At 67.3% G+C, this 22490-nt stretch carries 21 protein-coding genes; 2 read left to right on the forward strand and 19 right to left on the reverse strand.

Annotated features, from left to right (window positions below; genetic code table 11):
• The first annotated feature begins 2 nt into the window (after positions 1-2).
• Positions 3-1148, forward strand: a complete 1146-nt coding sequence (locus tag GFS60_RS16035; RefSeq protein WP_159927242.1) for an RNA polymerase sigma factor — start codon at positions 3-5, stop codon at positions 1146-1148.
• A 34-nt stretch (positions 1149-1182) separates the two neighbouring features.
• Here GFS60_RS16035 and GFS60_RS16040 read toward each other — a convergent pair whose 3' ends face one another.
• The 18 genes from GFS60_RS16040 to GFS60_RS16125 form a co-directional block, all read right to left on the reverse strand.
• A complete protein-coding gene (locus GFS60_RS16040; protein ID WP_159922675.1) occupies positions 1183-2160 on the reverse strand; it encodes an esterase/lipase family protein in 978 nt (325 codons plus the stop codon).
• Between the two features lie 95 nt (positions 2161-2255).
• Complete coding sequence (locus tag GFS60_RS16045) at positions 2256-2912, reverse strand: PadR family transcriptional regulator (RefSeq protein ID WP_159922677.1); 657 nt, start codon at positions 2910-2912, stop codon at positions 2256-2258.
• Between the two features lie 86 nt (positions 2913-2998).
• Positions 2999-4963 (reverse strand): primosomal protein N', encoded by a 1965-nt coding sequence (locus GFS60_RS16050; protein ID WP_284708363.1) that lies wholly within the window; start codon positions 4961-4963, stop codon positions 2999-3001.
• A gap of 100 nt (positions 4964-5063) precedes the next feature.
• On the reverse strand, positions 5064-6278 hold the full coding sequence (metK, locus tag GFS60_RS16055; RefSeq protein ID WP_109330265.1) for a methionine adenosyltransferase: 1215 nt from the start codon (positions 6276-6278) through the stop codon (positions 5064-5066).
• A gap of 134 nt (positions 6279-6412) precedes the next feature.
• Positions 6413-7711, reverse strand: a complete 1299-nt coding sequence (gene coaBC / locus GFS60_RS16060) for a bifunctional phosphopantothenoylcysteine decarboxylase/phosphopantothenate--cysteine ligase CoaBC (RefSeq protein WP_159927246.1) — start codon at positions 7709-7711, stop codon at positions 6413-6415.
• Positions 7712-7725: 14 nt separating this feature from the next.
• Positions 7726-8031 (reverse strand): DNA-directed RNA polymerase subunit omega, encoded by a 306-nt coding sequence (gene rpoZ, locus GFS60_RS16065; RefSeq protein ID WP_109330269.1) that lies wholly within the window; start codon positions 8029-8031, stop codon positions 7726-7728.
• Between the two features lie 49 nt (positions 8032-8080).
• Positions 8081-8695 (reverse strand): guanylate kinase, encoded by a 615-nt coding sequence (gene gmk, locus GFS60_RS16070; protein WP_109330271.1) that lies wholly within the window; start codon positions 8693-8695, stop codon positions 8081-8083.
• 8 nt (positions 8696-8703) lie between these two features.
• Positions 8704-9024, reverse strand: a complete 321-nt coding sequence (gene mihF, locus GFS60_RS16075; RefSeq protein WP_005262298.1) for an integration host factor, actinobacterial type — start codon at positions 9022-9024, stop codon at positions 8704-8706.
• A 126-nt stretch (positions 9025-9150) separates the two neighbouring features.
• On the reverse strand, positions 9151-9990 hold the full coding sequence (pyrF, locus tag GFS60_RS16080) for an orotidine-5'-phosphate decarboxylase (RefSeq protein WP_159922679.1): 840 nt from the start codon (positions 9988-9990) through the stop codon (positions 9151-9153).
• Positions 9987-13355, reverse strand: coding sequence for a carbamoyl-phosphate synthase large subunit (gene carB / locus GFS60_RS16085; RefSeq protein WP_159922681.1), 3369 nt, complete (start codon positions 13353-13355; stop codon positions 9987-9989). The genes pyrF and carB overlap by 4 nt, the downstream gene beginning before the upstream one ends.
• Complete coding sequence (gene carA, locus GFS60_RS16090; RefSeq protein WP_159922683.1) at positions 13355-14515, reverse strand: glutamine-hydrolyzing carbamoyl-phosphate synthase small subunit; 1161 nt, start codon at positions 14513-14515, stop codon at positions 13355-13357. Before carA ends, carB begins: the two co-directional genes overlap by 1 nt.
• Entirely contained in the window at positions 14512-15072 is a 561-nt protein-coding gene (locus tag GFS60_RS16095; protein WP_159922685.1) for a PH-like domain-containing protein, read from the reverse strand. The genes carA and GFS60_RS16095 overlap by 4 nt, the downstream gene beginning before the upstream one ends.
• Complete coding sequence (locus GFS60_RS16100; protein WP_159922687.1) at positions 15072-16418, reverse strand: dihydroorotase; 1347 nt, start codon at positions 16416-16418, stop codon at positions 15072-15074. Before GFS60_RS16100 ends, GFS60_RS16095 begins: the two co-directional genes overlap by 1 nt.
• Positions 16415-17359, reverse strand: a complete 945-nt coding sequence (locus GFS60_RS16105) for an aspartate carbamoyltransferase catalytic subunit (protein ID WP_159922689.1) — start codon at positions 17357-17359, stop codon at positions 16415-16417. The genes GFS60_RS16100 and GFS60_RS16105 overlap by 4 nt, the downstream gene beginning before the upstream one ends.
• Positions 17360-17989: a bifunctional pyr operon transcriptional regulator/uracil phosphoribosyltransferase PyrR gene (pyrR, locus tag GFS60_RS16110; RefSeq protein ID WP_159922691.1), complete on the reverse strand. Its 630-nt coding sequence runs from the start codon at positions 17987-17989 to the stop codon at positions 17360-17362. It abuts the gene before it with no gap.
• A gap of 163 nt (positions 17990-18152) precedes the next feature.
• Entirely contained in the window at positions 18153-18662 is a 510-nt protein-coding gene (gene nusB / locus GFS60_RS16115; RefSeq protein ID WP_159922693.1) for a transcription antitermination factor NusB, read from the reverse strand.
• Positions 18663-19226, reverse strand: coding sequence for an elongation factor P (efp, locus tag GFS60_RS16120; protein ID WP_109330289.1), 564 nt, complete (start codon positions 19224-19226; stop codon positions 18663-18665).
• 34 nt (positions 19227-19260) lie between these two features.
• Positions 19261-20364 carry an aminopeptidase P family protein gene (locus GFS60_RS16125; protein WP_159922695.1) on the reverse strand — a complete coding sequence of 368 codons (1104 nt, stop codon included), beginning with the start codon at positions 20362-20364 and terminating at the stop codon, positions 19261-19263.
• Positions 20365-20524: 160 nt separating this feature from the next.
• On the opposite strand from GFS60_RS16125, the gene GFS60_RS16130 reads away from it, so the two are divergent.
• The gene (locus GFS60_RS16130) at positions 20525-21262 is read left to right on the forward strand and encodes a B-4DMT family transporter (RefSeq protein ID WP_159922697.1); all 738 of its coding nucleotides are present in this window, start codon (positions 20525-20527) and stop codon (positions 21260-21262) included.
• Between the two features lie 107 nt (positions 21263-21369).
• Here GFS60_RS16130 and aroB read toward each other — a convergent pair whose 3' ends face one another.
• Entirely contained in the window at positions 21370-22476 is a 1107-nt protein-coding gene (aroB, locus tag GFS60_RS16135; protein ID WP_159922699.1) for a 3-dehydroquinate synthase, read from the reverse strand.
• Positions 22477-22490 lie beyond the last annotated feature (14 nt).

Here is a 22490-nt window from a genome sequence, read left to right on the forward strand (position 1 = left end):
AGGTGGACGAGGTCGTGCTGCGGACCCTCACCCCCACGGTGATCGGGATCCTCGTCCGCCGCGGAGCCGACTTCGCGGCGGCCGAGGACGCCGTGCAGGACGCTCTGGTGGAAGCGGTGCGCGTGTGGCGGGCCGATCCGCCGCGAGATCCCCAGGGCTGGCTGATCACCGTCGCCTGGCGCAAGTTCCTCGACGCCACCCGCACCGATACCTCCCGGCGCCGACGCGAGGCGCTCGTCGAGGTGGAGCCCGTACCGGGCCCGGCACCGTCGGTCGACGACACACTCCAGCTGTACTTCCTGTGCGCGCATCCTTCCCTGGCACCGGCGTCGGCCGTCGCGCTCACGTTGCGCGCGGTCGGCGGCCTGACCACGCGTCAGATCGCGCAGGCTTACCTCGTACCCGAGGCGACGATGGCCCAGCGGATCACGCGGGCCAAGCGGACCATCTCGAAAGTCCGGTTCGACCAGCCCGGTGACGTCGCCACGGTGCTGCGTGTGCTCTACCTCGTCTTCAACGAGGGTTACTCCGGCGATGTCGACCTCGCCGCGGAGGCGATCCGGCTCACCCGCCAACTGGCGGCCGAGGTCAGGCATGAGGAGGTGGCGGGCCTGCTCGCGCTGATGCTGCTCCACCACGCCCGACGCCTGGCACGGACCGCCGCCGACGGTAGCCTCGTGCCTCTCGCCGATCAGGACCGCAGTCTGTGGGACACCCGCCTGATCGCCGAGGGCATCGACGTGCTGCAGGCAGCCCTCGCCCGCGACCGATTGGGCGAGTTTCAGGCCCAGGCCGCCATCGCCGCGCTCCACGCCGATGCCCGGACCGCCGAGGAGACCGACTGGGTGCAGATCGTCGAGTGGTACGACGAACTGGTGCGCCTCACCGACAGCCCGGTAGCGCGCCTCAATCGGGCTGTCGCAGTCGGCGAGGCCGACGGTCCGCGGGCCGGCCTGGCTGCCCTCACGGAGATCGATCCCGCCCTGCCCCGGTACGCCGCCGTCGCGGCATACCTCCACGAGCGGGACGGTGACACCGTGACCGCTGCACGGCTCTACGCCGACGCTGCCCGATCGGCGTCCAGCCTCGCCGAACGCGACCACCTCACGCGACAGGCGGCACGCCTCAACGCGCAAAAGCGCCGGTGATCCCCGGCGACAGGCCCCACTCGCGTCTGGGATTTCAGAAGTTACTGTCGACGACTACCTGGGGAATGTCCGCGCCGATCGGAACGAACTCGCATCGCGCAATCGGAATGGCGTTGGGGTCCAGAGCCGTTCGGATGAGATCCAACGCGAACGGATCGTACGGTGCCCGGAAATGCCCCGACCCGTCCTGCGGACACAGGTCCTGGATGACGAGGTTCACCGCCCCGTCGCCGTGCAGCGCCATGTTGGAATACGGCTGGATCATTTCGTCGTAGCGCGAACTGACGGTGGTGTAGGAGACACCGGGAACAGTGTCGCCGCCGGCATTCAGTTCGGTCATGAACGGTGACCCCTGCATCTGCTGACCGACCGCCACAGAGGTGAGCTCGGTGACCACGTCCGGCCCACCGGGGAGCGCCTGGAACATCGGGGCGAGCCCGAACATCACACCGCCGTAACTGGGGGAAGCGAGCCCTACCCACTGGTCGACGAAGCGCGCACCACCGAGCTTGTTCACGTAGTACCGGCTGACATTCGCTCCTTGCGAGTATCCGACCACGTCGACTTTTTCCGCACCCGTCGACTCGCGGACCTGGGCGACGAATCGGCCGAATTCTCCGGCGCTGTCGACGATGTCTTCGGTGCCGTACGTGTCGGCGCCGGGTTTGCCGCCGTAATTGAGGGCGAAGACGCAGTATCCGTCCGCCGCGAGCAAGGGGGACAACGCCGCCCAGTCGGTGTAGGCGCTGGCGTCGGTGCCATGCGCGAGAACGACGGGCTCGGGATGCTCGGGCGCGGGCGTACAGGAGAAGTCGTTCGATCCGGCGGGAGCGCTGCCCGGATGCGCTTTCGCGTACGCGGCGGCCGCGCTGCGCGCGCTCTGCGGGACCCCGACACCCGCGGGCACTTCGAGTCTCGACGCCGGAACGTCTTCGGCCTGGGCTGTGGTCGGCCCGGCGGAAGACAGCAAGGCAACACAAGCAGCGACCGTGACAACACCTCGAAGGTTCATGATCTCTCCCCGACACCGCGGTTATTCCCTGTGAACTTTCCCAGAGTGTGCCCGTGGTGTCGCGACGAGAGTGGGACCCTACGCGCGGTGTGTCGCTAGGAGTCGGCGCTCTTCGTGTCGCCGGAGTCCTGTTCGTCCTCCGCGAGAAGCCGGTACAACGCACGCCGGGTTTCGGTGAGAATTTCTCCGGCGCGCCGGATCTGGTCCTCATTCCCTACAGCGGCGACCTGCCCTGCCGCGCCCATGAGCTGCCCGATCAGGCCGCGGAGGTCTTCCGCCGGCCGGCCGACACTCTCGCGGACGTCGTCCCAGGGGGTGCCGAGCTCAGCGGTGTTCGCCTCGACGAACGTCTTCCCTTCCTCGGTCAGTCGAGCGGTCTTGCGTCCCGCGACCTTCTCGATGAGAACGAGCCCCTCGTCCTCGAGCTGAGACAGCGCGGGGTAGATCGATCCGGGGCTGGGCTTCCACACCCCACCACTGCGGTCGACGATCTGCTGGATGAGCTCGTACCCGTGCATCGGTTCCTCCGCGAGCAGCAGGAGGATCGCCGAGCGGACATCACCGCGTCGCCCCCTGCCACCGCGGCCCCGGCCTCGGCCGAACGCCATACCCGGACCGAATCCGGGATCTCCGTCCGGACCGAACGGCCCGCGACGGTGCCCGTGACGGTGCGGGCCCTCCGGGCGGCCCGTCCGCTGGTGCGCGAATCGGTCCCTGTGGGAACCGCGGTGTCCGAATCGAAAGTTCTGCATGTCAGCCTCCTCAGGCTTATCGATGATGCATCAACGATATATCGTCAAAACGCTCGCGCAACCATCGGGGATGAGTTCATTGGGCATCAGCCGATGTGGATGGGGTCGATCTGGACTCGCACCGGATGCGATTCCCGCCGGGCACTGCGGACCGCTTGAGCGGCAGACAGCGCCTCCGCCAACGGTTTTCCCTCACCACGGGGTACGCGCACCAGCATCCGCTCGATATCGGCCGGCTCCGGCGATTCACCGGCGACAGGCAATCGGGCCCCCGCCGGCAGTTCCACAGGGCCCAACAATTCCGCGTTATCGGGGAGTTCGGCCAGGTCCAGGAGCTCCGAGACAGCCTTTGCGCTGCCGTCGACGGCCGCCAGATGAATCGCCGGCGGAAACCCGACTTCTGCCCGTTCTTCGTACTGCGCGCGGGCGTGACCGACCGGATCCCAGCGGACCAGTGCTTGCACCGTCGGAATACCCGAATCGGCTACGACGACAACCTGGCCACCGTCACCGAACGGCTTCACGAGGGCCGAAGCCGTCATCCAGCGCCGCAGGGTCTCCTCAGCCGCTCGCAGATCCGGACGTCCGAGCAACGCCCAGCCGTCCAGGAGCAGTGCGGCGCCGTATCCGCCGGTCATCACCGGTTCGGCGCCGACGGTGGAGACCACCAGCGCCGGCCCCTGCTCGACGACGTCGATGACATCGCTTCCCCCGGACATCCGGACCGGTACACCGGGAAACGCTCGCCCGAGTTCCTCCGCCGTCCGGCCCGCTCCTACCACCACGGCCCGCAGCGCTCGGGCGCCGCAGGCGTGACAGCGGTGCGCGGCGTCCGCGACTCCGCACCATCGGCATGCCGGTGTGCCCGCCCCGTCCGGACCGGCGGCCGACGGAAGCGCCAAGGGCCCGTTGCACCGTCTGCAGCGGGCAGGAGCGCGGCATTTGCCGCACGCGAGACTCGGGACATACCCCCGGCGGGGCACCTGGACCAGCACTCCCCTGCCTGCACCGAGCGCCTCGCGTGCCGCGGCGAAGGCAATGGCAGGCAGGCGGGCAGCGCGGGCTCCCGGGTCTCTGGCGAGCGCGTGATCGCTGTCAGCGAGGGCGGTGATCTTGGGGGCGCGGGCCCGGACCACGTCGCGGGACGCGACCAGGTCGTGTGCCCATCCGGAGTCGACGAGGGCCTGCCCCTCGGCGGTGCGGGCATGCCCCGCCACCACCATTGCGCTTCCGCCGGCGTACGCCCGTAGGAGCGCCACCTCGCGAGCGTGGGGGTAGGGCGCCCGCGGCTCGGAGTGACTGTCGTCGCCGTCGTCCCAGATGACGATCAGACCTGTCCGAGGCGTCGGCGCGAACACGGAACTTCGGGTGCCCACGACTACTTTGGCGGTCCCGCGCAGGGCGGCAAGCCAACGCCGGTACCGCAGCGCGGGGCCGAGACCCGCGGCGAGACCAACGACCCGGCTACTGCCCAGCAGGGACTCCACGGCCGCAACCACCCGATCCAGATCGCGCTGATCGGGCACCACGATGACCGTGCTGGTGTCGGCACCGGCGGCGATTGCCGACAGTTCGGCCAGTCGTGCCGGCCAATCTTCGCCGGGCAGCGCCTGCCAGACGGCCCGCGGACTCCGCTGCTCCGCAAGGGCGGTCAGGAACGCCTCACCGTGAACGTACTGGGCCCACGCTTCTCGGTCGACGGCGTGTTCCGGTGTCGGTGCGGATTCCGGCGCGGCCTCGGCTTCTGCCCGGGCATGCCGGGGCGGGATGGCCAGGCGCAGCACATCCGCTCGGGTACCCGCGTACCGAGCGGCAACGAGTTCCACGAGCCGGGTGATCTCCGGAGTGAGTACTCGCTCCGGGGAGATCACCCGTTCGAGCCAGCCGAAGCGTCCCTGGTGATCGCTGGTCGCCGTCCGGGAAACCACGAAACCGTCCACGAGACGCCCCGCAAATCGGATGCGCACGCGCACACCCGGCTGTGCCTGCTCGTCGAGCTCGCGAGGAACGAGGTAGTCGAACTCACGGTCGAGGTGCGGGAGCGGCAGCATCGGCAGCACCCGCGCCACCGGATCGACCTCCGCCGCAAGCTTGGCTGACGTCACAGCCTGCCCTCCACCGGGAGGGCGCCCGCAGCAGGGCGGCTACCGATCAGAGACCTGCAGCTGCGCGCAGCTTCTCCGCCCGGTCGACGCTCTCCCAGGGAAGATCGATGTCGGTACGGCCGAAGTGCCCGTACGCGGCGGTCTGTGCGTAGATAGGGCGCAGCAGGTCGAGGTCGCGGATGATGGCGCCCGGACGCAGGTCGAAGGTTTCGGTGATCGCCTGTTGAATCCGCACCGGATCGGTCTTCTCGGTTCCGAACGTCTCCACGAACAGCCCGACGGGCGCAGCCTTGCCGATCGCGTACGCCACCTGAACCTCGATGCGATCCGCGAGACCTGCCGCGACCGCATTCTTGGCGACCCAGCGCATGGCGTAGGCGGCCGACCGGTCCACCTTCGACGGGTCCTTGCCGGAGAACGCGCCACCACCGTGACGGGCCATTCCGCCATAGGTGTCGACGATGATCTTCCGCCCGGTCAGCCCGGCATCACCCATCGGGCCACCGAGGACGAACTTGCCCGTCGGATTGACGAGAAGTCGAATGTTCGACGTGTCGAGCTCCGGCATCCGGAGGTCGGCGAGCACCGATCCGAGAACCTTCTCCCGCAGATCCGGTGTGAGGAGGTTGTCGAGATCGATGTCGGCAGCGTGCTGCGTAGAGATGACAACGGTGTCGAGGCGGACGGGCTTGTCCCCGTCGTACTCGATGGTGACCTGCGTCTTTCCGTCCGGCCGCAGGTACGGCAGGACGCCGGACTTACGGACCTCGGTGAGGCGACGTGAGAGCCGATGAGCCAGCGCGATCGGCAGCGGCATCAGTTCCGGGGTGTCCGTGGTGGCGAACCCGAACATCAGTCCCTGGTCGCCGGCCCCCTGCCGGTCGATGTCGTCGTCGGTCAGGCCACCGGTCCGGGCTTCGTGTGAATGGTCGACGCCCTGCGCGATCTCCGGGGACTGCGCACCGATCGCCACGTTGACGCCGCAGGAGTTGCCGTCGAAACCCTTCGCCGAGGAGTCGTACCCGATCTCGAGCACGGTGTCGCGCACGATCTTGGGGATGTCGGCGTAGGCGGTGGTGGTCACCTCGCCGGCGACGTGGACCTGTCCTGTGGTAACCAGGGTCTCGACTGCGACCCGGGCGCGTGGGTCGTCCGTGAGGAGGGCGTCGAGGATGGAGTCGCTGATCGCATCACAAATCTTGTCCGGGTGCCCCTCGGTCACAGACTCACTGGTGAATAGCCGACTACCGGACTGGCTCACAGAATTCCCTCTCGACAGTTGTCTTCTGGACAGCGCTTGGAAACAGCTTAGCTATGTACCATCGCGAACGACCCTAGCGGCACCCCGGTGTGAGTGACACCTTTACGCTCACCGAAACAACCGAGGATCCATCCTCAACGGGCCCGGAACAGTTGCTCGACGGCATCGAGCACCCGGCTCGCCATCAGTGCCTTCGAGCCGTGCTCGAGGGCGGACTCCGAACCGTCCGCGCCGAGTAGCCATCCGTCGTTGTGGTCGACCTCGAAGGCTTTGCCCTCCCCTACGGCGTTGACGACCAGGAGGTCGCATCCCTTCCGGGCGAGCTTCGCACGCGCATAGGTGAGGACGTCTCCGTCCGCGTCACCGGTCTCGGCGGCGAAACCGACGATCACGGTGGCCGACGGAATCTCGCCTTCGGCCCGGGACTGCACCAGACCGGCCAGGATGTCCTCGTTCTTGGTCAGTGCGATGGAGTCGGGTTCTCCGGCGCCCTTCTTGATCTTGCTGGCCACCGTGGTGGACGGCCGGAAGTCGGCGACCGCGGCCGCCATCACGACCGCATCGAACTCGGGTGCGTGTTTGGCGACGGCAGCACGCATGTCCTCGGCCGTGCGCACGTGAACGACGTCGACGGCGGCCGGATCAGCGAGGCCTGCGGTGTATCCGGACACCAGCGTGACGTCGGCGCCGCGCTGCACCGCGAGGCGGGCGATGGCATAGCCCTGCTTCCCGGAGCTGCGATTGCCGAGGAAACGGACCGGATCGAGCGGTTCCCGGGTGCCACCGGCCGAGACGAGGATCCGACGCCCTTCGAGATCGCGCGGCAACGCGTCGGGCCGCTCGAGGAGCAGCGAGGCGAGTCCGACGATCTCGTCCGGTTCGGGCAATCGGCCGGCGCCGGTGTCCTTGCCTGTCAGGCGACCGGATGCCGGCTCGATCACCGTGGCCCCACGCAGGCGAAGGGTTGCCACATTGGACACCGTGGCGGGATGCTCCCACATCTCGGTGTGCATCGCGGGCGCGAACACCACCGGACATCGTGCGGTGAGCAACGTCGCGGTGAGCAGGTCGTCGGCCCGCCCGGCGACGGCACGGGCCATCAGATCCGCGGTGGCAGGCGCGATGACCACGAGGTCCGCTTCCTGCCCCAGGCGGACGTGCGGCACCTGCGGAACGTCGGCGAATACTCCGGTGTGCACCGGATTGCCGGACAGCGCCTCGAACGTCGCCCGGCCCACGAACTCGAGGGCGGACTCCGTCGGGATGACGCGCACGTGGTGGCCGCTCTCGGTGAACGCGCGGATGATCGCGCAGCTCTTGTACGCCGCGATACCGCCGCCGACACCGACGACGATTCGCTTACGTGCGACTGCGGAGGGGGCTGTTTCGGAGAGACCCGTCGCGAGCCCGGGGCTCGCCGCCTTGTCGGGCACGGCAGTTCCTCCGCTCACTCGCCTTCGGTGTGCTCGAGCAGATCGGAGTGGATCTCACGCAGCGCGATGGACAAGGGCTTTTCCTGCAGGCCCGGCTCCACCAGGGGGCCGACGTACTCGAGGATGCCGTCACCGAGCTGGTTGTAGTAATCGTTGATCTGACGGGCACGCTTGGCCGAGTAGATGACCAGCGCGTACTTCGACGAGGTGCGTGCGAGCAGCTCGTCGATCGGAGGATTCGTGATTCCGAGCGGTGTGTCATAGGCAGGCAGGGCGCCATGGCTGGGGGTTGCGGACGCGACTGCGGGGGTGCTGCTCACTCGGTATCTCCTGAAATAGTTCTGGCTAGTGGATGTGAGAACTAGTGGTCTACCCGGACTGTTCCCGGGGTCCAACCAACAAGGATACCAACTCGTCGCACGATCGGCTGACATCCTCGTTGACGATGACCTCGTCGAACTCGTCCTGAGCCTCGAGCTCGACCTTCGCGGTGGCGAGACGACGCTCCACCACTTCCGGCGATTCGGTGCCCCGGCCGGTCAAGCGCTCGACCAGTGCTTCCCAACTGGGCGGGGCCATGAAGACCAGAAGCGCCTCCGGCATCGCAGCCCGCACTGCCCGGGCGCCGGCGAGATCGACCTCGACCAGCACCGGTTTTCCCTGCTCGATGGCGCGGCGGACCGGTTCGGCGGGGGTCCCCGACAGCTGGAGGCCACCGTGGATCTCCGCCCACTCGAGCAGCTCGCCCGACTCGATCATCCGCTGGAATTCGTCGCGAGAGGTGAAGCGGTAATCCTTGCCGTCCACCTCGCCCGGGCGTGGGTCCCGTGTCGTCGCGGACACGCTGAAGACGAGCTCCGGCAGCCGTTCCCGCAACAATCGCACCACGCTGGACTTACCGACAGCCGAGGGGCCGGCCAGGACAACCAGCCGACCCCTCCGCACTGCGGTCTTTCTTTCTGACACTCGAGCGTCAGCTACCACTGTCGTGCTCAGGCCTCGAAGTCGAACCTGGCGAGCAGGGCCTTACGCTGCCGATCGCCGAGGCCACGCAGGCGACGGGTCGGAGCGATCTCCAGCTCGGTCATGATCTCCTGCGCCTTGACCTTGCCCACCTTGGGCAGTGCCTCGAGCAACGCCGACACCTTCATCTTGCCCAAGATCTCGTCGTCCTCGGCGTCCTTGAGAACCTGCTTGAGGTCGGTGCCGCCACGCTTCAGGCGCTCCTTGAGCTCAGCCCTGGCTTTACGGGCAGCAGCTGCCTTCTCCAAAGCAGCAGCGCGCTGCTCATCAGTCAACTGGGGAAGGGCCACGGTTCCTCCGTCTCGTCGTTGGCAAATAGTCCAAACCACTGGATAACCAGCAGCGATAGCGACCGTACTCACGCCCGGCGCCGATTGCGAACCCACCCCCCGAGGTCAAAGCCGGATTCCGGTGGGCTATGAGAGTGCGGACTCGACCTCGTCACGAACCTTCACAGCGGCCGCACGCAGGGCCGTCACCGACGGACCCTCACGGAGAATACCGCGAGAACTGTTCGGCAGCAGCAACTTCCGGGAATCGGGAAAAATGTCCGCAAGGTCACGTGCTGTGGCACCCTGGGCACCTAGTCCCGGCGCCAGAATTGGTCCAGAAAAGTTCGACAAATTCAGACCGTGTCCGCGTGTCGCACCGACGACCAGCCCGACCAGGTCGGATTCCGCCGCATTGTGCTCGGCCGCCGCATTCACCACGGACTGCGCCACCGACACGCCCCCGGCAACGTCAGCGCCCTGCAACTCCCTGCCCTCGGGATTCGAGGTGCGAGCAAGCACGAACAGCCCGCGGCCCTGCTCCGCCGCCAGCGAGAGGGCCGGTTCGAGCGCACCGAACCCCAGATAGGGCGAGACCGTCACCGCATCGGAGGACAGCGCCGAGTCCGGGCCGAGCCACGACTGCGCGTAGGCGGACATGGTCGACCCGATGTCACCGCGTTTGGCATCCGCGACGACGAGCGTCCCGGCCTCCCGGAGGACACAGATGGTGCGTTCGAGCACCGCGTACCCGGCCGAGCCGTACGCTTCGAAGAACGCCACCTGGGGCTTCACGACGGCCACCTCACCGACGAAGGCCTCCACGCAGATCTCGGCGAAGGCCTCGAGCCCCTCCGCATCGACGGGAAGGTCCCACGCCTCGAGCAACCCCGGGTGCGGATCGATGCCGACGCACAAGCGGCCGCGGTGCTCGACCGCTGCCCTCAGCCGAGCACCCCACGCCTGGTCGTGGTGCCGGTCCGTCACGAGGTGAGCGAACCGGTGTCGGAACCCTCGAACGGGGCCGGTGAGCGCAGCCGGGCATGCAACGCCTGCAGCGACTGAACGCCGATGTCGCCGCGGATCGCGGCCTCGATGCCCTGGACCGCAGCGGACGCGCCCTGCACGGTGGTGACGCAGGGGATGTTCACGCCGACGGCCGCGCTGCGGATCTCGTACCCGTCCACCCGGGGACCGGAGTTGCCGTACGGGGTGTTGATCACCATGTCGACCTCACCGTCACGGATCTGGTCGACGATGGTGCGGGCGCCCTCCTCGAGGGGCTCGCCGGAGTGCTTGTGCACGTCCTCGCAGACGATGCCGTTGCGGCGAAGGACCGCCGCGGTGCCCTCTGTTGCGAGGATCCGGAAACCCAGGTCGGCCAGCCGTTTGACCGGGAAGATCAGCGACCGCTTGTCCTTGTTCGCGACCGACACGAACACCGACCCGGAGATGGGGAGTGACCCGTACGCAGCTGTCTGACTCTTGGCGAACGCGGTGCCGAAGTCGGCGTCGATACCCATGACCTCGCCCGTCGACTTCATCTCGGGACTCAGCAGTGTGTCCACCCCGGTGCCGTCGGCGCGCCGGAACCGGTTGAACGGGAGAACGGCCTCCTTGACGGCGACGGGTGCGTCCGCCGGGGTGAAACCACCGTCACCGGTGGCCGGAAGGAGTCCGGTTTTCCGCAACTCCGCGATGGTCTCGCCGAGCATGACGCGGGCGCAGGCCTTGGCCAGTTGTACGGCCGTGGCCTTCGACACGAACGGCACGGTCCGGCTGGCACGGGGGTTGGCTTCGAGGACGTACAGGATGTCGTCCTTGAGGGCGTACTGCACGTTGAGCAGACCCTTGACGCCGATACCCTTCGCGAGCGCCTCCGTCGAACGGCGGACGTTCTCGAGATCGGCGCGCCCGAGGGTGATCGGGGGCAGTGCGCACGCCGAGTCGCCGGAGTGAATGCCGGCTTCCTCGATGTGTTCCATCACTCCCCCGATGTACACCTCGTTCCCGTCGCAGAGCGCGTCGACGTCGATCTCGATGGCGTCTTCCAGGAACCGGTCGACCAGTACGGGCCGGTCGTCGGAGATTTCAGTGGCGCGGGAGATGTAGCTCTCGAGGGAGGCCTCGTCGTAGACGATCTCCATGCCTCGGCCACCGAGCACGTACGACGGTCGCACGAGCACCGGGTATCCGATGCCGGCGGCGATGTCGCGGGCACCGGCGAACGTGGTCGCCGTTCCGAACTTGGGCGCGGGCAATCCCGCCTCTACCAATACCTTGCCGAACTCGCCACGGTCCTCGGCGAGGTCGATGGCCTCGGGGCTGGTCCCGACGATGGGCACTCCTGCGGCTTTCAGCCGTTTCGCCAGACCCAGCGGTGTCTGTCCGCCGAGCTGCACGATCACGCCGGCGACGGTGCCGGACAGCGACTCCGCCCGGTACACCTCGAGCACGTCCTCGAACGTGAGCGGCTCGAAGTACAGCCGGTCGGCGGTGTCGTAGTCAGTGGAGACGGTCTCCGGGTTGCAATTGACCATCACCGTCTCGTAACCGGCCTCGGACAACGTCAGGGCCGCGTGGACACAGGAATAGTCGAACTCGATGCCCTGACCGATGCGGTTGGGGCCCGAACCGAGGATGAGGACCTTCGGACGCTCCGTCTGCGGAGCCACCTCCGACTCGGCCTCCGGATCGAGCTCGTAGGTGGAGTAGTGGTACGGCGTCTTCGCCTCGAATTCGGCTGCACAGGTATCCACGGTCTTGTAGACGGGGTGGATGTTCCACTGCTCGCGCAGGGCCCGAACGGAATCTTCGTCACCCAGCTCGGGCCGAAGCGCCGCAACCTGCCGGTCGGAGAACCCGTGGTGCTTGGCGCGCCGCAGCACGCGCTCGTCCACCTCCTCGACCTCGCGCAGCTCGCTACCGAGCTCGTGGATCTGCAACATCTGGTCGAGGAACCAGGGATCGATTCCCGTGGCGTCGAACAGCTGCTCGAGGGTGGCACCCAGACTCATGGCCTTCTCGATGCCGTACAGCCTGCCCTCGTGCGGCACGGCGAGCTCGGCGAGCAGCGTGTCCAGGTTCTCGGTGGCCACCTGCGGCCCGGTCCAGAATCCGGTCTGCTTCGTCTCCAGCGAGCGCATGACCTTCCCGAGCGCCTCGGTGAAGTTGCGGCCGATCGACATGGCCTCACCGACCGACTTCATCGTGGTCGTGAGAGTCGCGTCGGCACCGGGGAACTTCTCGAACGCGAAGCGGGGAGCCTTCACCACCACGTAGTCGAGCGTGGGTTCGAAGCACGCCGGAGTTTCCTTGGTGATGTCGTTGACGATCTCGTCGAGGGTGTAGCCGATGGCGAGCTTCGCCGCGATCTTCGCGATCGGGAAGCCCGTCGCCTTGGACGCCAGCGCACTCGACCGCGACACCCGCGGATTCATCTCGATGACGACGAGGCGGCCGTCGGCCGGGTCCATCGCGAACTGAATGTTGCAACCACCGGTGTCGACGCCGACCTCACGCAGGATGTCGATCGACAGGTCGCGCATCGCCTGGTACTCGCGGTCGGTGAGAGTCATCGCGGGAGCGACGGTCACCGAGTCACCGGTGTGCACGCCGACGGGATCGACGTTCTCGATGGAGCAGACGATGACCACGTTGTCGCGGCCGTCGCGCATCAGCTCGAGTTCGTATTCCTTCCACCCGAGGATCGATTCCTCGATGAGCACGTTGGCGGTGGGCGACGCAGCCAGTCCGCCACCGGCGATGCGGGCGAGGTCCTCGTCGTCGTACGCCATGCCGGACCCCAAGCCACCCATGGTGAACGACGGCCGGACCACCACGGGGAAGCCGAGTTCGGCCACCGTGTCGCGGACCTCGTCCATCGTGTAGCAGACCCGGGACCGAGCCGACTCGCCACCGACCTTGGCGACGATGTCCTTGAATTTCTGGCGGTCCTCGCCGCGCTGGATCGCTTCGAAGTCGGCGCCGATCAGTTCGACGTCGTACTTCTTGAGAATCCCCTGCTCATGCAGGGCCACTGCGGTGTTGAGCGCGGTCTGACCACCGAGGGTCGCGAGAACGGCGTCGATGGGATGACCGTTCGCGGCCTCGAGTGCGATGACCTTCTCGACGAACTCCGCCGTGATCGGCTCCACGTAGGTGGAGTCGGCGAACTCGGGGTCCGTCATGATGGTGGCCGGGTTCGAGTTGACGAGGCTGACCCGCAGGCCCTCTTCGCGCAGCACCCGGCACGCCTGCGTACCGGAATAGTCGAACTCGCAGGCCTGGCCGATGACGATCGGGCCGGAGCCGATCACCAGGATGTGGGAGAGATCTGAACGGCGTGGCATTACTTCTTGACTCCCTCGAGCAGGCTGGTGAATCGGTCGAACAGGTAAGCAGCATCGTGCGGGCCGGCGGCGGCCTCAGGGTGATACTGCACCGAGAAGGCCGAGCCGTCGAGCAGACGGACTCCTTCGACGGCGCCGTCGTTGGCGCAGGTGTGGCTGATCACCGCCCTGCCGAAGGGCGTGTCGAATTCCTGCCCGGCCTCGCCTTCAAGCGCGAACCCGTGATTCTGTGCGGTGATCGCGATGCGTCCGGTTTCGTGTTCGATCACCGGGACATTGATTCCGCGGTGACCGAATTTCATCTTGTAGGTGCCGAGGCCCAGCGCGCGGCCCAGGATCTGATTGCCGAAGCAGATACCGAACAGGGGCAGACCCTGCCCGATTACTTCCTTCGTGAGATGTACGGCGCCGTCAGCGGTGGCCGGGTCGCCCGGACCGTTCGAGAGGAACACGCCGTCGGCCTTCAGGTCGAGGATCTGCTCGAGCGTCGCATCGGACGGCAGAACGTGTACGCGGATACCCCGCTCGGCGAACATGCGCGGGGTGTTGGTCTTGATACCCAAGTCGATTGCGGCGACCGTGAAGCGGGCCTCTCCCCCGGTCGGCTCGACGACATACCCGCTGGTGGTGCTCACCTCACCCGCGAGATCGGCGCCGAGCATCGATGGCTGGCTCTTCACGCGCTCCAGCAACACCTCCGGCTCGGCGAGCGCATCTCCGGAGAACACTCCGGCCCGCATCGACCCCCGGGTGCGCAGGTGGCGCACGAGGGCGCGGGTGTCGATGCCGGCGATCCCCACGACACCCTGCTTCACCAGTTCGTCCTGTAGCGACCCGGTCGCGCGCCAGCTCGAGGTGCGGCGCGCAGGATCGCGGACCACGTAACCGGCGACCCAGATCTTCGCTTCCGCACTGCTGCCGGTGGGACCGACGGACTCGTCGTCTTCGTCGTTCCAGCCGGTGTTGCCGATCTGGGGCGCCGTGGCCACCACGATCTGGCGGTGATAGCTGGGGTCGGTCAGTGTCTCCTGGTAGCCGGTCATGCCGGTGCTGAAGACGGCCTCGCCCAGTGTCTGCCCGACGGCACCGAACGTGGTGCCGCGAAAGATCCGGCCGTCCTCGAGGACCAGTACTGCCGAGTCGGTGTCATAGCCGCTCATGCGTTCTCTCCGTTCTGCTCGACCTCGCCAGAGCTCGCCGCATTCGCTGAATCTTCACTGTCTGTGGTGCCGCCCGACTCGCCCGAGTTGACCCAGGCGGGGTAGACGGACTTGTCGTCGCTGCGGAATCCGGTGTCGATCTCGGTGCCGGACGGCAGTGCCCATCGGATCACCAGGAGTCCGTCCTTGCTCATGACCTTGCCGGCGAGGCCACGCTCCGTGCGCACCGCACGAATCGCGTCCTGCGGGATCCAGATCGCCGAGGCGCCGTCCCTTTCGAGCAGGATGCCGGAGTGGTACCGCGAGATTTCACCGGTGGCCCGGAACCCGAGGTCCCCGACCGCAATTCGGTCCTGCCAGCTGGGTGCAAGCGTGCTGCCGACGTAGAGTCCGGTGGCCGGCGCGATCGTCTGCGCACCGAGGTGGGCGGGAACGGACGGCAGCTGACCGATGCGGTCGGCCTGCCGACGGGCCCGGCCACGCCACCCGACGTACATGAGGTAGATCGCCAGCGCCCAGAAGGCGGCCAGCCCGACGATCCAGAGGATTCTCTCCATCACTGTCCTCCGCCGCTGCGTACGGGAGTGCGGACGTCACTGTTCCGCGCGGTGATCCGGCCCCGGAGGATTGTGGTGGTGACCCGCGCCGGCAGCGTCATCGACTCGTACGGCGTGTTGGACGCCACGCTGGCGAGTGCGGGCCCGTGCACAGTCCATTCGGCATCCGGATCGACCAGCACCAGGTTGGCCGGTTCACCGACGGCGATGGGCCGCCCCTGGTCGTCGAGTCCGACGATCTCTGCGGGACGTTCGCTCATCACGCGGGCCACCCCACGCCAGTCGAGCAGGCCCGGCCGGACCATGGTCATCGCGACGATCGACAGCGCCGTCTCCAGACCCAGCATGCCGGGACGGGCCGCGGCGAATTCGCAGCACTTGTCCTGCTCGGCGTGCGGGGCGTGATCGGTGGCGACGCAGTCGATGACCCCCTCGGCGAGACCGGCGCGCAACGCCGCGACATCACTGGCTTCGCGCAGCGGCGGGTTCACCTTGTTGACGGCGTCGTACGTTTCGAGGCGTGAGTCGTCGAGGAGCAAATGATGCGGCGTCACCTCGGCGGTGATCGAAATGCCCTGCCCTCGCGCCCATTTCACCAACTCGACCGTTCCGGCGGTGGAGGCGTGGCAAATGTGGACACGGGCGCCGGCATCGCGGGCGAGCAGCGCATCACGGGCGACGATCGATTCCTCGGCTGCACGAGGCCAGCCGGCCAGGCCCAGCCGGGCCGCGGTCGGGCCTTCGTGGGCGACGGCACCGACGGTCAGCCGGGGTTCTTCCGCGTGCTGGGCGATGAGCACACCGAGTGAGCTCGAGTACTCGAGGGCGCGGCGCATGAGCAGTGGGTCGTAGACGCAATGACCGTCGTCCGAGAACATCCGGACCCGGCCGGACCCTGCGGCCATCGTCGCCATCTCGGCGAGTTGCTTCCCCTCGAGCCCGACGGTGACGGCCCCGACCGGATGCACGTCGACGAGCCCGACTTCCTGCCCCCGGCGCCACACGTGGTCGGTGACGACCACCGAGTCGGCGACGGGGCTGGTGTTGGCCATGGCGAACACTGCCGTGTACCCACCGAGCGCAGCCGCAGCCGAACCGGAATCGATGGTTTCGGTGTCCTCGCGGCCCGGCTCACGCAAATGTGTGTGCAAATCGACGAATCCGGGCAGCAGAATCTGGCCGGCCGCATCGATGACCTCGGCTTCTGCAGCAGCGGACTTCGCGGCGTCCGCGCCGAGGGCAGCGACGAGTCCGTCGTCGAGCAGCACATCCGTGGGTTCGCCCTCGCCGTACAACAACGCGTTCTTGATGAGCACTGTCTCTCCTGTTCCTGTCGAGTTGCTCATCCGGCAACTTCCTCGGCACCGACCAGCAGTCGGAACAGCACGGCCATACGCATGTGCACTCCGTTGGTGACCTGTTGCAGCACAGCGGCTCTCGGGGAGTCCGCGACTGCGGAGGCGATTTCCATACCGCGCAGCATCGGGCCCGGGTGCAGCACGACGGCATGCTCCGGGAGCAGAGCGAGGCGCTTCTCGGACAGTCCGTAATTGATCGAGTACTCACGCTGGGACGGGAAGAATCCTCCGTTCATCCGTTCCGCCTGCACGCGCAGCATCAGGACCGCATCGAGCCCGGGGAGTTCGGCGTCGAACGAGTGGGCAACCGTGACCGGCCAGGACGAGGCCCCGACCGGAAGCAGCGTGGGCGGTGCCACGAGAACGACCTCGGCACCGAGCATCGACAGCAGCAGCGCGTTGGACCTGGCCACCCGGCTGTGCAGGATGTCACCCACGATGGCGATGCGCTTGCCCTCGATGTCCCCGAGGCGCTGCCGCAGAGTCAGTGCATCGAGCAGCGCCTGAGTGGGATGCTCATGGGTGCCGTCCCCCGCGTTGATGATCGCCGGTCCGCCGTCGTCCTGGCCGGCCGTCCACGAGGCGATCTGGTGAGCGGCGCCCGAAGCCGGATGGCGCACGATCAGCGCGTCGGCGCCCGCGGCACGCAACGTCATCGCCGTATCACGCAGCGATTCGCCCTTCGAGACCGACGAGCTCGAGGCGCTGACATTGATCACATCCGCGCTCATCCACTTGCCCGCGACCTCGAAGGACACCCGGGTCCGTGTCGAGTTCTCGAAGAACACGGTCATGACGGTCCGGCCGCGCAGGGTAGGCAGCTTGTGAACCTCGCGCCCGAGGAGGGCCTGTTCGAAGCGCTCCGCCTCGTCGAGAAGCTCGACCGCCGATCCTCGGGTCAGGTCCGCAATCGACAACAGGTGCTTCACTTAGCTCTTTCCCCCGGAGATCATGACCGCGTCACGGCCGTCGTGTTCGCCCAGGAGAACCTTGACGTCCTCGGTGCGGGCGGTCGGCACGTTCTTCCCCACGTAGTCGGCGCGCAACGGCAGCTCCCGATGGCCGCGGTCGACGAGGACCGCGAGCTGAACAGCGCGTGGCCGTCCCAGGTCACGCAGGGCGTCGAGAGCCGATCGGACGGTGCGACCTGAAAACAGCACGTCGTCGACCAGCACCACCAGCGCGTTGTCGACACCGCCCTCGGGGACGGAGGTCCGCTCGAGGGGGCGGTGCGGCTTGGTGCGCAGGTCGTCGCGGTAGAGGGTGATGTCGAGTGAACCGACCGGCGGACGCACACCCGAAAATTCTTCGATCTTCGCAGCAAGACGCGCCGCGAGGGTCGTGCCGCGGGTGGGTATCCCGATGAGGACGACGCGAGGCGCTTCACCGTCGGCGGCGTCGATCGCGGTCTTCTCGATAATCTGATGCGCGATACGCGCAATCGTGCGGCCTACATCCGCTGCGGACAACAACTCACGCGCGGGCTCGACTACCGGTGACGACTTCGGTGTTGCTTCTGCCGGTTCCTCGGCAGGGCGGGACCCTTCGGGCACGCGCATACAACGACCTCCTTCTCCGCCTCACTGGACGGATCGTTAAAGGATGCCTGACGCGGCCAGCTTAGCAGCGCGCCGAGTTGCGCCAGGCCGGGGCCCCGGCCTCCGGTTCCCGCCCGCCGCTCGGCCTGAGGGACGCCGCGGGACCGGAGTGAGGCAGATCAACCTACGAACGCGGATCGTCCGGCTCGTCGTTTCCTGGTTCGGCACGCCGGGAGGTGGCCGCGGCAGCCGACCGCACCTGCGGGGCAACCAGCACCACCTGGCCGAGGACGCCGTTGACGAATCCCGGCGAGTCGTCGGTGGAAAGCTGTTTGGCCAGCTCCACCGCTTCGTCGACCGCCACGACCGGCGGGACATCGGTGGCATGGAACAGCTCCCACACGGCGATCCGCAGAATCGCCCGGTCCACCGCCGGCAGCCGCTCGAGCGTCCAGTCCTGCAGGTGCGAGGAGATCACCGCATCGATCCGGTCGAGGTTTTCGGCCACGCCGGTGACCACGGTGACGGTGTACGGAGCGACGGGCGCAACGGACTCGTCCTTGCCGGACATGTCCGCCCGCTCGGTCGCGAGATCGACCGGGTCGAGGTCGCGCGCTTCCGCTTCGAAGAGGAAGTCGACGGCGCGCTTACGGGCCTTGTGCCGTGCGCCGAGCTTCTTATGGGTACCGGACACTCAGGAATTCACACGCCCGAGGTAGTTGCCGTCGCGGGAGTCGACCTTCAACTTGTCGCCGGTGTTGATGAACAGCGGCACCTGGATTTCGGCACCGGTCTCGAGAGTCGCGGGCTTGGTGCCACCGGTGGAGCGGTCGCCCTGCAGACCCGGATCGGTGTGCTTGACCTCGAGCTCCACCGTGACGGGCAGCTCGACGAACAGCGGGACGTCCTCGTGCACGGCAACCTGGACCGCCATGTTTTCGAGCATGAAGCGTGCACCGTCGCCGACCGTCGCCTCGTTGATCGAGATCTGGTCGTAGGTGTCACCGTCCATGAAGATGTAGTCGCTGCCGTCGTGGTAGAGGTACGTCATGTCGCGTCGGTCGACGGTGGCAGTCTCGACCTTGACGCCGGCGTTGAAGGTCTTGTCGACGACCTTGCCCGACAGCACGTTCTTCAGCTTGGTTCGCACGAATGCGGGGCCCTTGCCCGGCTTGACGTGCTGGAACTCGATAATCGTCCACAGCTGGCCCTCGATCTGCAGGACCAGGCCGTTCTTGAAATCACTAGTGGAAGCCACTTGCTTCGCGTCTCCTCGATAAGGTCGAAACCGTCTACACGACAGTCAGGTCTTTGGTGGTGAGGGTGAGTAGCTCCGGACCCTGCTCCCGGACCACGAGCGTGTCCTCGATCCGCACGCCTCCGCGCCCGGAGAAATACACGCCCGGCTCGACGGTCACCGCCGCACCGTCCAGAAGTGTACCGGTGCCCAGCTTGCCGATTCCGGGTGCTTCGTGGATTTGCAGGCCGACGCCGTGCCCGAGCCCGTGCAGGAACAGCTCTCCGTAACCCGCTTCCTCGATCACGCCGCGGGCTGCCGCGTCGACGGCGGTGACCTCGGCGCCCGGTCGCAGGGCGGCACATCCGGCCGCCTGCGAGCGGGCGACCAGGGCGTACACCTCCCGTTGCCACTCGGCTGCCTGTTCGAGGATGTACGTGCGCGTCATATCCGAGTGGTAGCCGCCGACCTCGGCCCCGAAATCCAGTTTTACGAAGTCGCCGCGCTGCAGCACCGCCGAAGTGGGACGGTGGTGGGGAATTGCGGAATGGGCACCCGCCGCGACGATCGTCTCGAACGAAATACCGTCGGCACCGTGATCGAGCATCAAAGCCTCGAGCTCGCGCCCCACCTCTTTCTCGGTGCGTCCCGGCCGGAGTCCGCCACGCTCGAGAAGGTCGGCGAGCGCGGCGTCGGCGGCAGTGCACGCAGCCCGGAGCAACGCTACTTCGTAGTCGTCCTTCACCATGCGTAGCTCCTCCACCAGCCCGGGAACCGGTTCCAGGCGCGTATCCGGTGCGAGCAGCGACCACGCGGCGAACTCGTCCACCGTGACGACATGACTTTCGAAGGCGAGCGACGACGCCGTCCGGCGGGCGACCGACTCGACGAGGTGGGCGGCGCTGGCGCGGGCGATTTCGGCCCGGAGGTCGGGTACCTGTTCGGCCACCTGGGTGAGGTAGCGCCCGTCCGTGCAGATCACCGTGCGTTCCTCGGCGCCGTCGGCGTCCGCCGCGTCGACGAGCACTGCGGCATTGGACCCGGTGAAGCCGGTGAGGTACCGCACGTTCACCAGGTCCGTCACGAGAAGTGCGTCGAGATCGCGGGCGGCGAGCGCCGCGCGCAGTGCCGCGCGCCGCGAACCATGATCAGCAGGCATGTCAGCAAACGTACCGGCATTGCCACCCGCCCCGCTGACGAGGGACACGACCCGCGCGACGGCGCCGCGATCGACCACCATCGGCGGTGAGAACAGGTTGCAGACAGCGCGTCTGTGGGTTAGACCACACGCCGGAAAACCTTCTCGTTACGCTGTGCCCATGAATGCGTGGGTGGTACGCGGCCTCGGGATGGCCCTGATACATATTTTGGTTCGTGTGTTGCTCGGTGCGGCAATCACACAGTGGCCCCTCCAAGGTTCGATCCTGAGGTGGGTGGCTCTGCTGGTCGTGGTGTTGGTGGCGTTGATCTGGGCGGGTATCGACGGCATCCGGGACCGGCATCGCAACCCGGACCCCGACCAGGGTGCCGACCTCACCATGCTGTGGCTGAAGGCAGCGTTGCTCGGCGGCATCGTTGCGGGGGTCGGCAGCTGGCTGGCCGATCTGTTGCCCTCCCTCAACGTCACGCAGAACTCGTTCTTCTTCGAAATCACCTCCGGTGCCGCCTTCACTGTCCTGCTCATCTTCGTTCCGGCCATGCTGGCCGTCTACCTGGGCCGTTTCTTTGCCGGGCGTGACGCCAAGAAGGCATCGCAGGGGCGTGGCGGCGACCGAGATGCCCGGCGGGGTGCCGGATCGGCGGCAGGCGCAGCAGCGGGAGGTACGGCAGCCGCTGCTGTCGCCGACGACAACGGCTATGGACAGCACTATCCGGACGGAACGTACGACCAGAGCGGTTACGCCGATCCCGATGCCGACACTGCGGTTTTCGAACCGGTACACAACTACCGCCAGGACACCTCGGACCTCGATGCCGGGGAGGAGCAGGACACCACCTGGCAGGAACCCGTCGACCTCGGCAAGCGCAACCCCGAAGAGCCGAAACGCGGCGAGTAGACCGCACTGGTCGGTCTGGTCCGAAGACACCGCCGCGGCGGAGGTGAGCAGGGTGCTCGCCTCCGCCGCGGCGTGTCTCGGCGTCAGAGAAGTGTGGTGTTCCTGGGTCAGAGAAGGACTGCGCCGCCGGCGGTCTCCTCGCGGGCGACGGCCGAGTACGCCGCGACGAGCAAGGATGGGTCCGGGCCCTCCAGACGTCCGGGCTTTGCCAGTCCGTCGAGAACCACGAACCGCAGCACGCCGGCGCGATTCTTCTTGTCGGTCTGCATTCCCTCGACCAGCTGACCGAACGCGTCCGCGTCGTACGTCGTGGGGAGCCCGACCAGTTCGAGGATCCGGCGGTGCCGATCGGCGGTCTCGTCGTCGAGCCGGCCGGCCAGACGGCCGAGCTCGGCCGCGAACACCAGTCCGACCGACACCGCGGCGCCGTGACGCCAGCGGTAGCGCTCGCGCCGCTCGATCGCATGACCCAGCGTGTGCCCGTAGTTGAGAATTTCCCGCAGATCGGATTCGCGGAGATCGGCCGCCACAACCTTGGCCTTCACCTCCACCGAACGCTTGATCAGTTCCGGCAGCACGGACCCGGTCGGGTCGAGCGCCGCCTCGGGATCACTCTCGATGAGGTCGAGGATCACGGGGTCGGCGATGAATCCGGTCTTGATGACCTCCGCCATCCCGGCGACGATCTCGTTGCGGGGCACGGTTTCCAGTGTCACGAGGTCGATGAGCACGGCCGACGGCTCGTGGAACGAACCGACAAGGTTCTTGCCCGCCTCGGTGTTGATTCCTGTCTTTCCGCCGACCGCGGCGTCGACCATGGCGAGCAAGGTCGTCGGCACATGGACCACCCGCACTCCGCGCATCCAGGTGGCTGCGACGAATCCGGCGAGGTCGGTGGCCGCGCCGCCGCCCAGGGAAACGACGGCGTCACTGCGGGTGAGTCCGATCCGGCCGAGCACCTCCCAGCAAAAGCCGGCCACGGCCAGGTCTTTGCCGTCCTCGGCGTCCGGAATTTCGATCCGGTGAGCGTCGATGCCCTTTTCGGCGAGTGCCGCCCGCACTGCCTCCGCCGTTTCAGCCAGCGGCGGCTGATGGAAGATCGCCACCGTCCTGGTTCCGGCGAGCTCGTCCAACAGCTCACCGAGCAGACCACGCCCGATGATCACCGGGTAGGGGTGTGCCGTCTGCACCTGTACACGTACCGGTTCGGTCACCGTCTGCTCCGCTC

The sequence above is a fragment of the Rhodococcus sp. WAY2 genome (genome assembly GCF_009859915.1).
Lineage (GTDB): Bacteria > Actinomycetota > Actinomycetes > Mycobacteriales > Mycobacteriaceae > Rhodococcus_F > Rhodococcus_F oxybenzonivorans.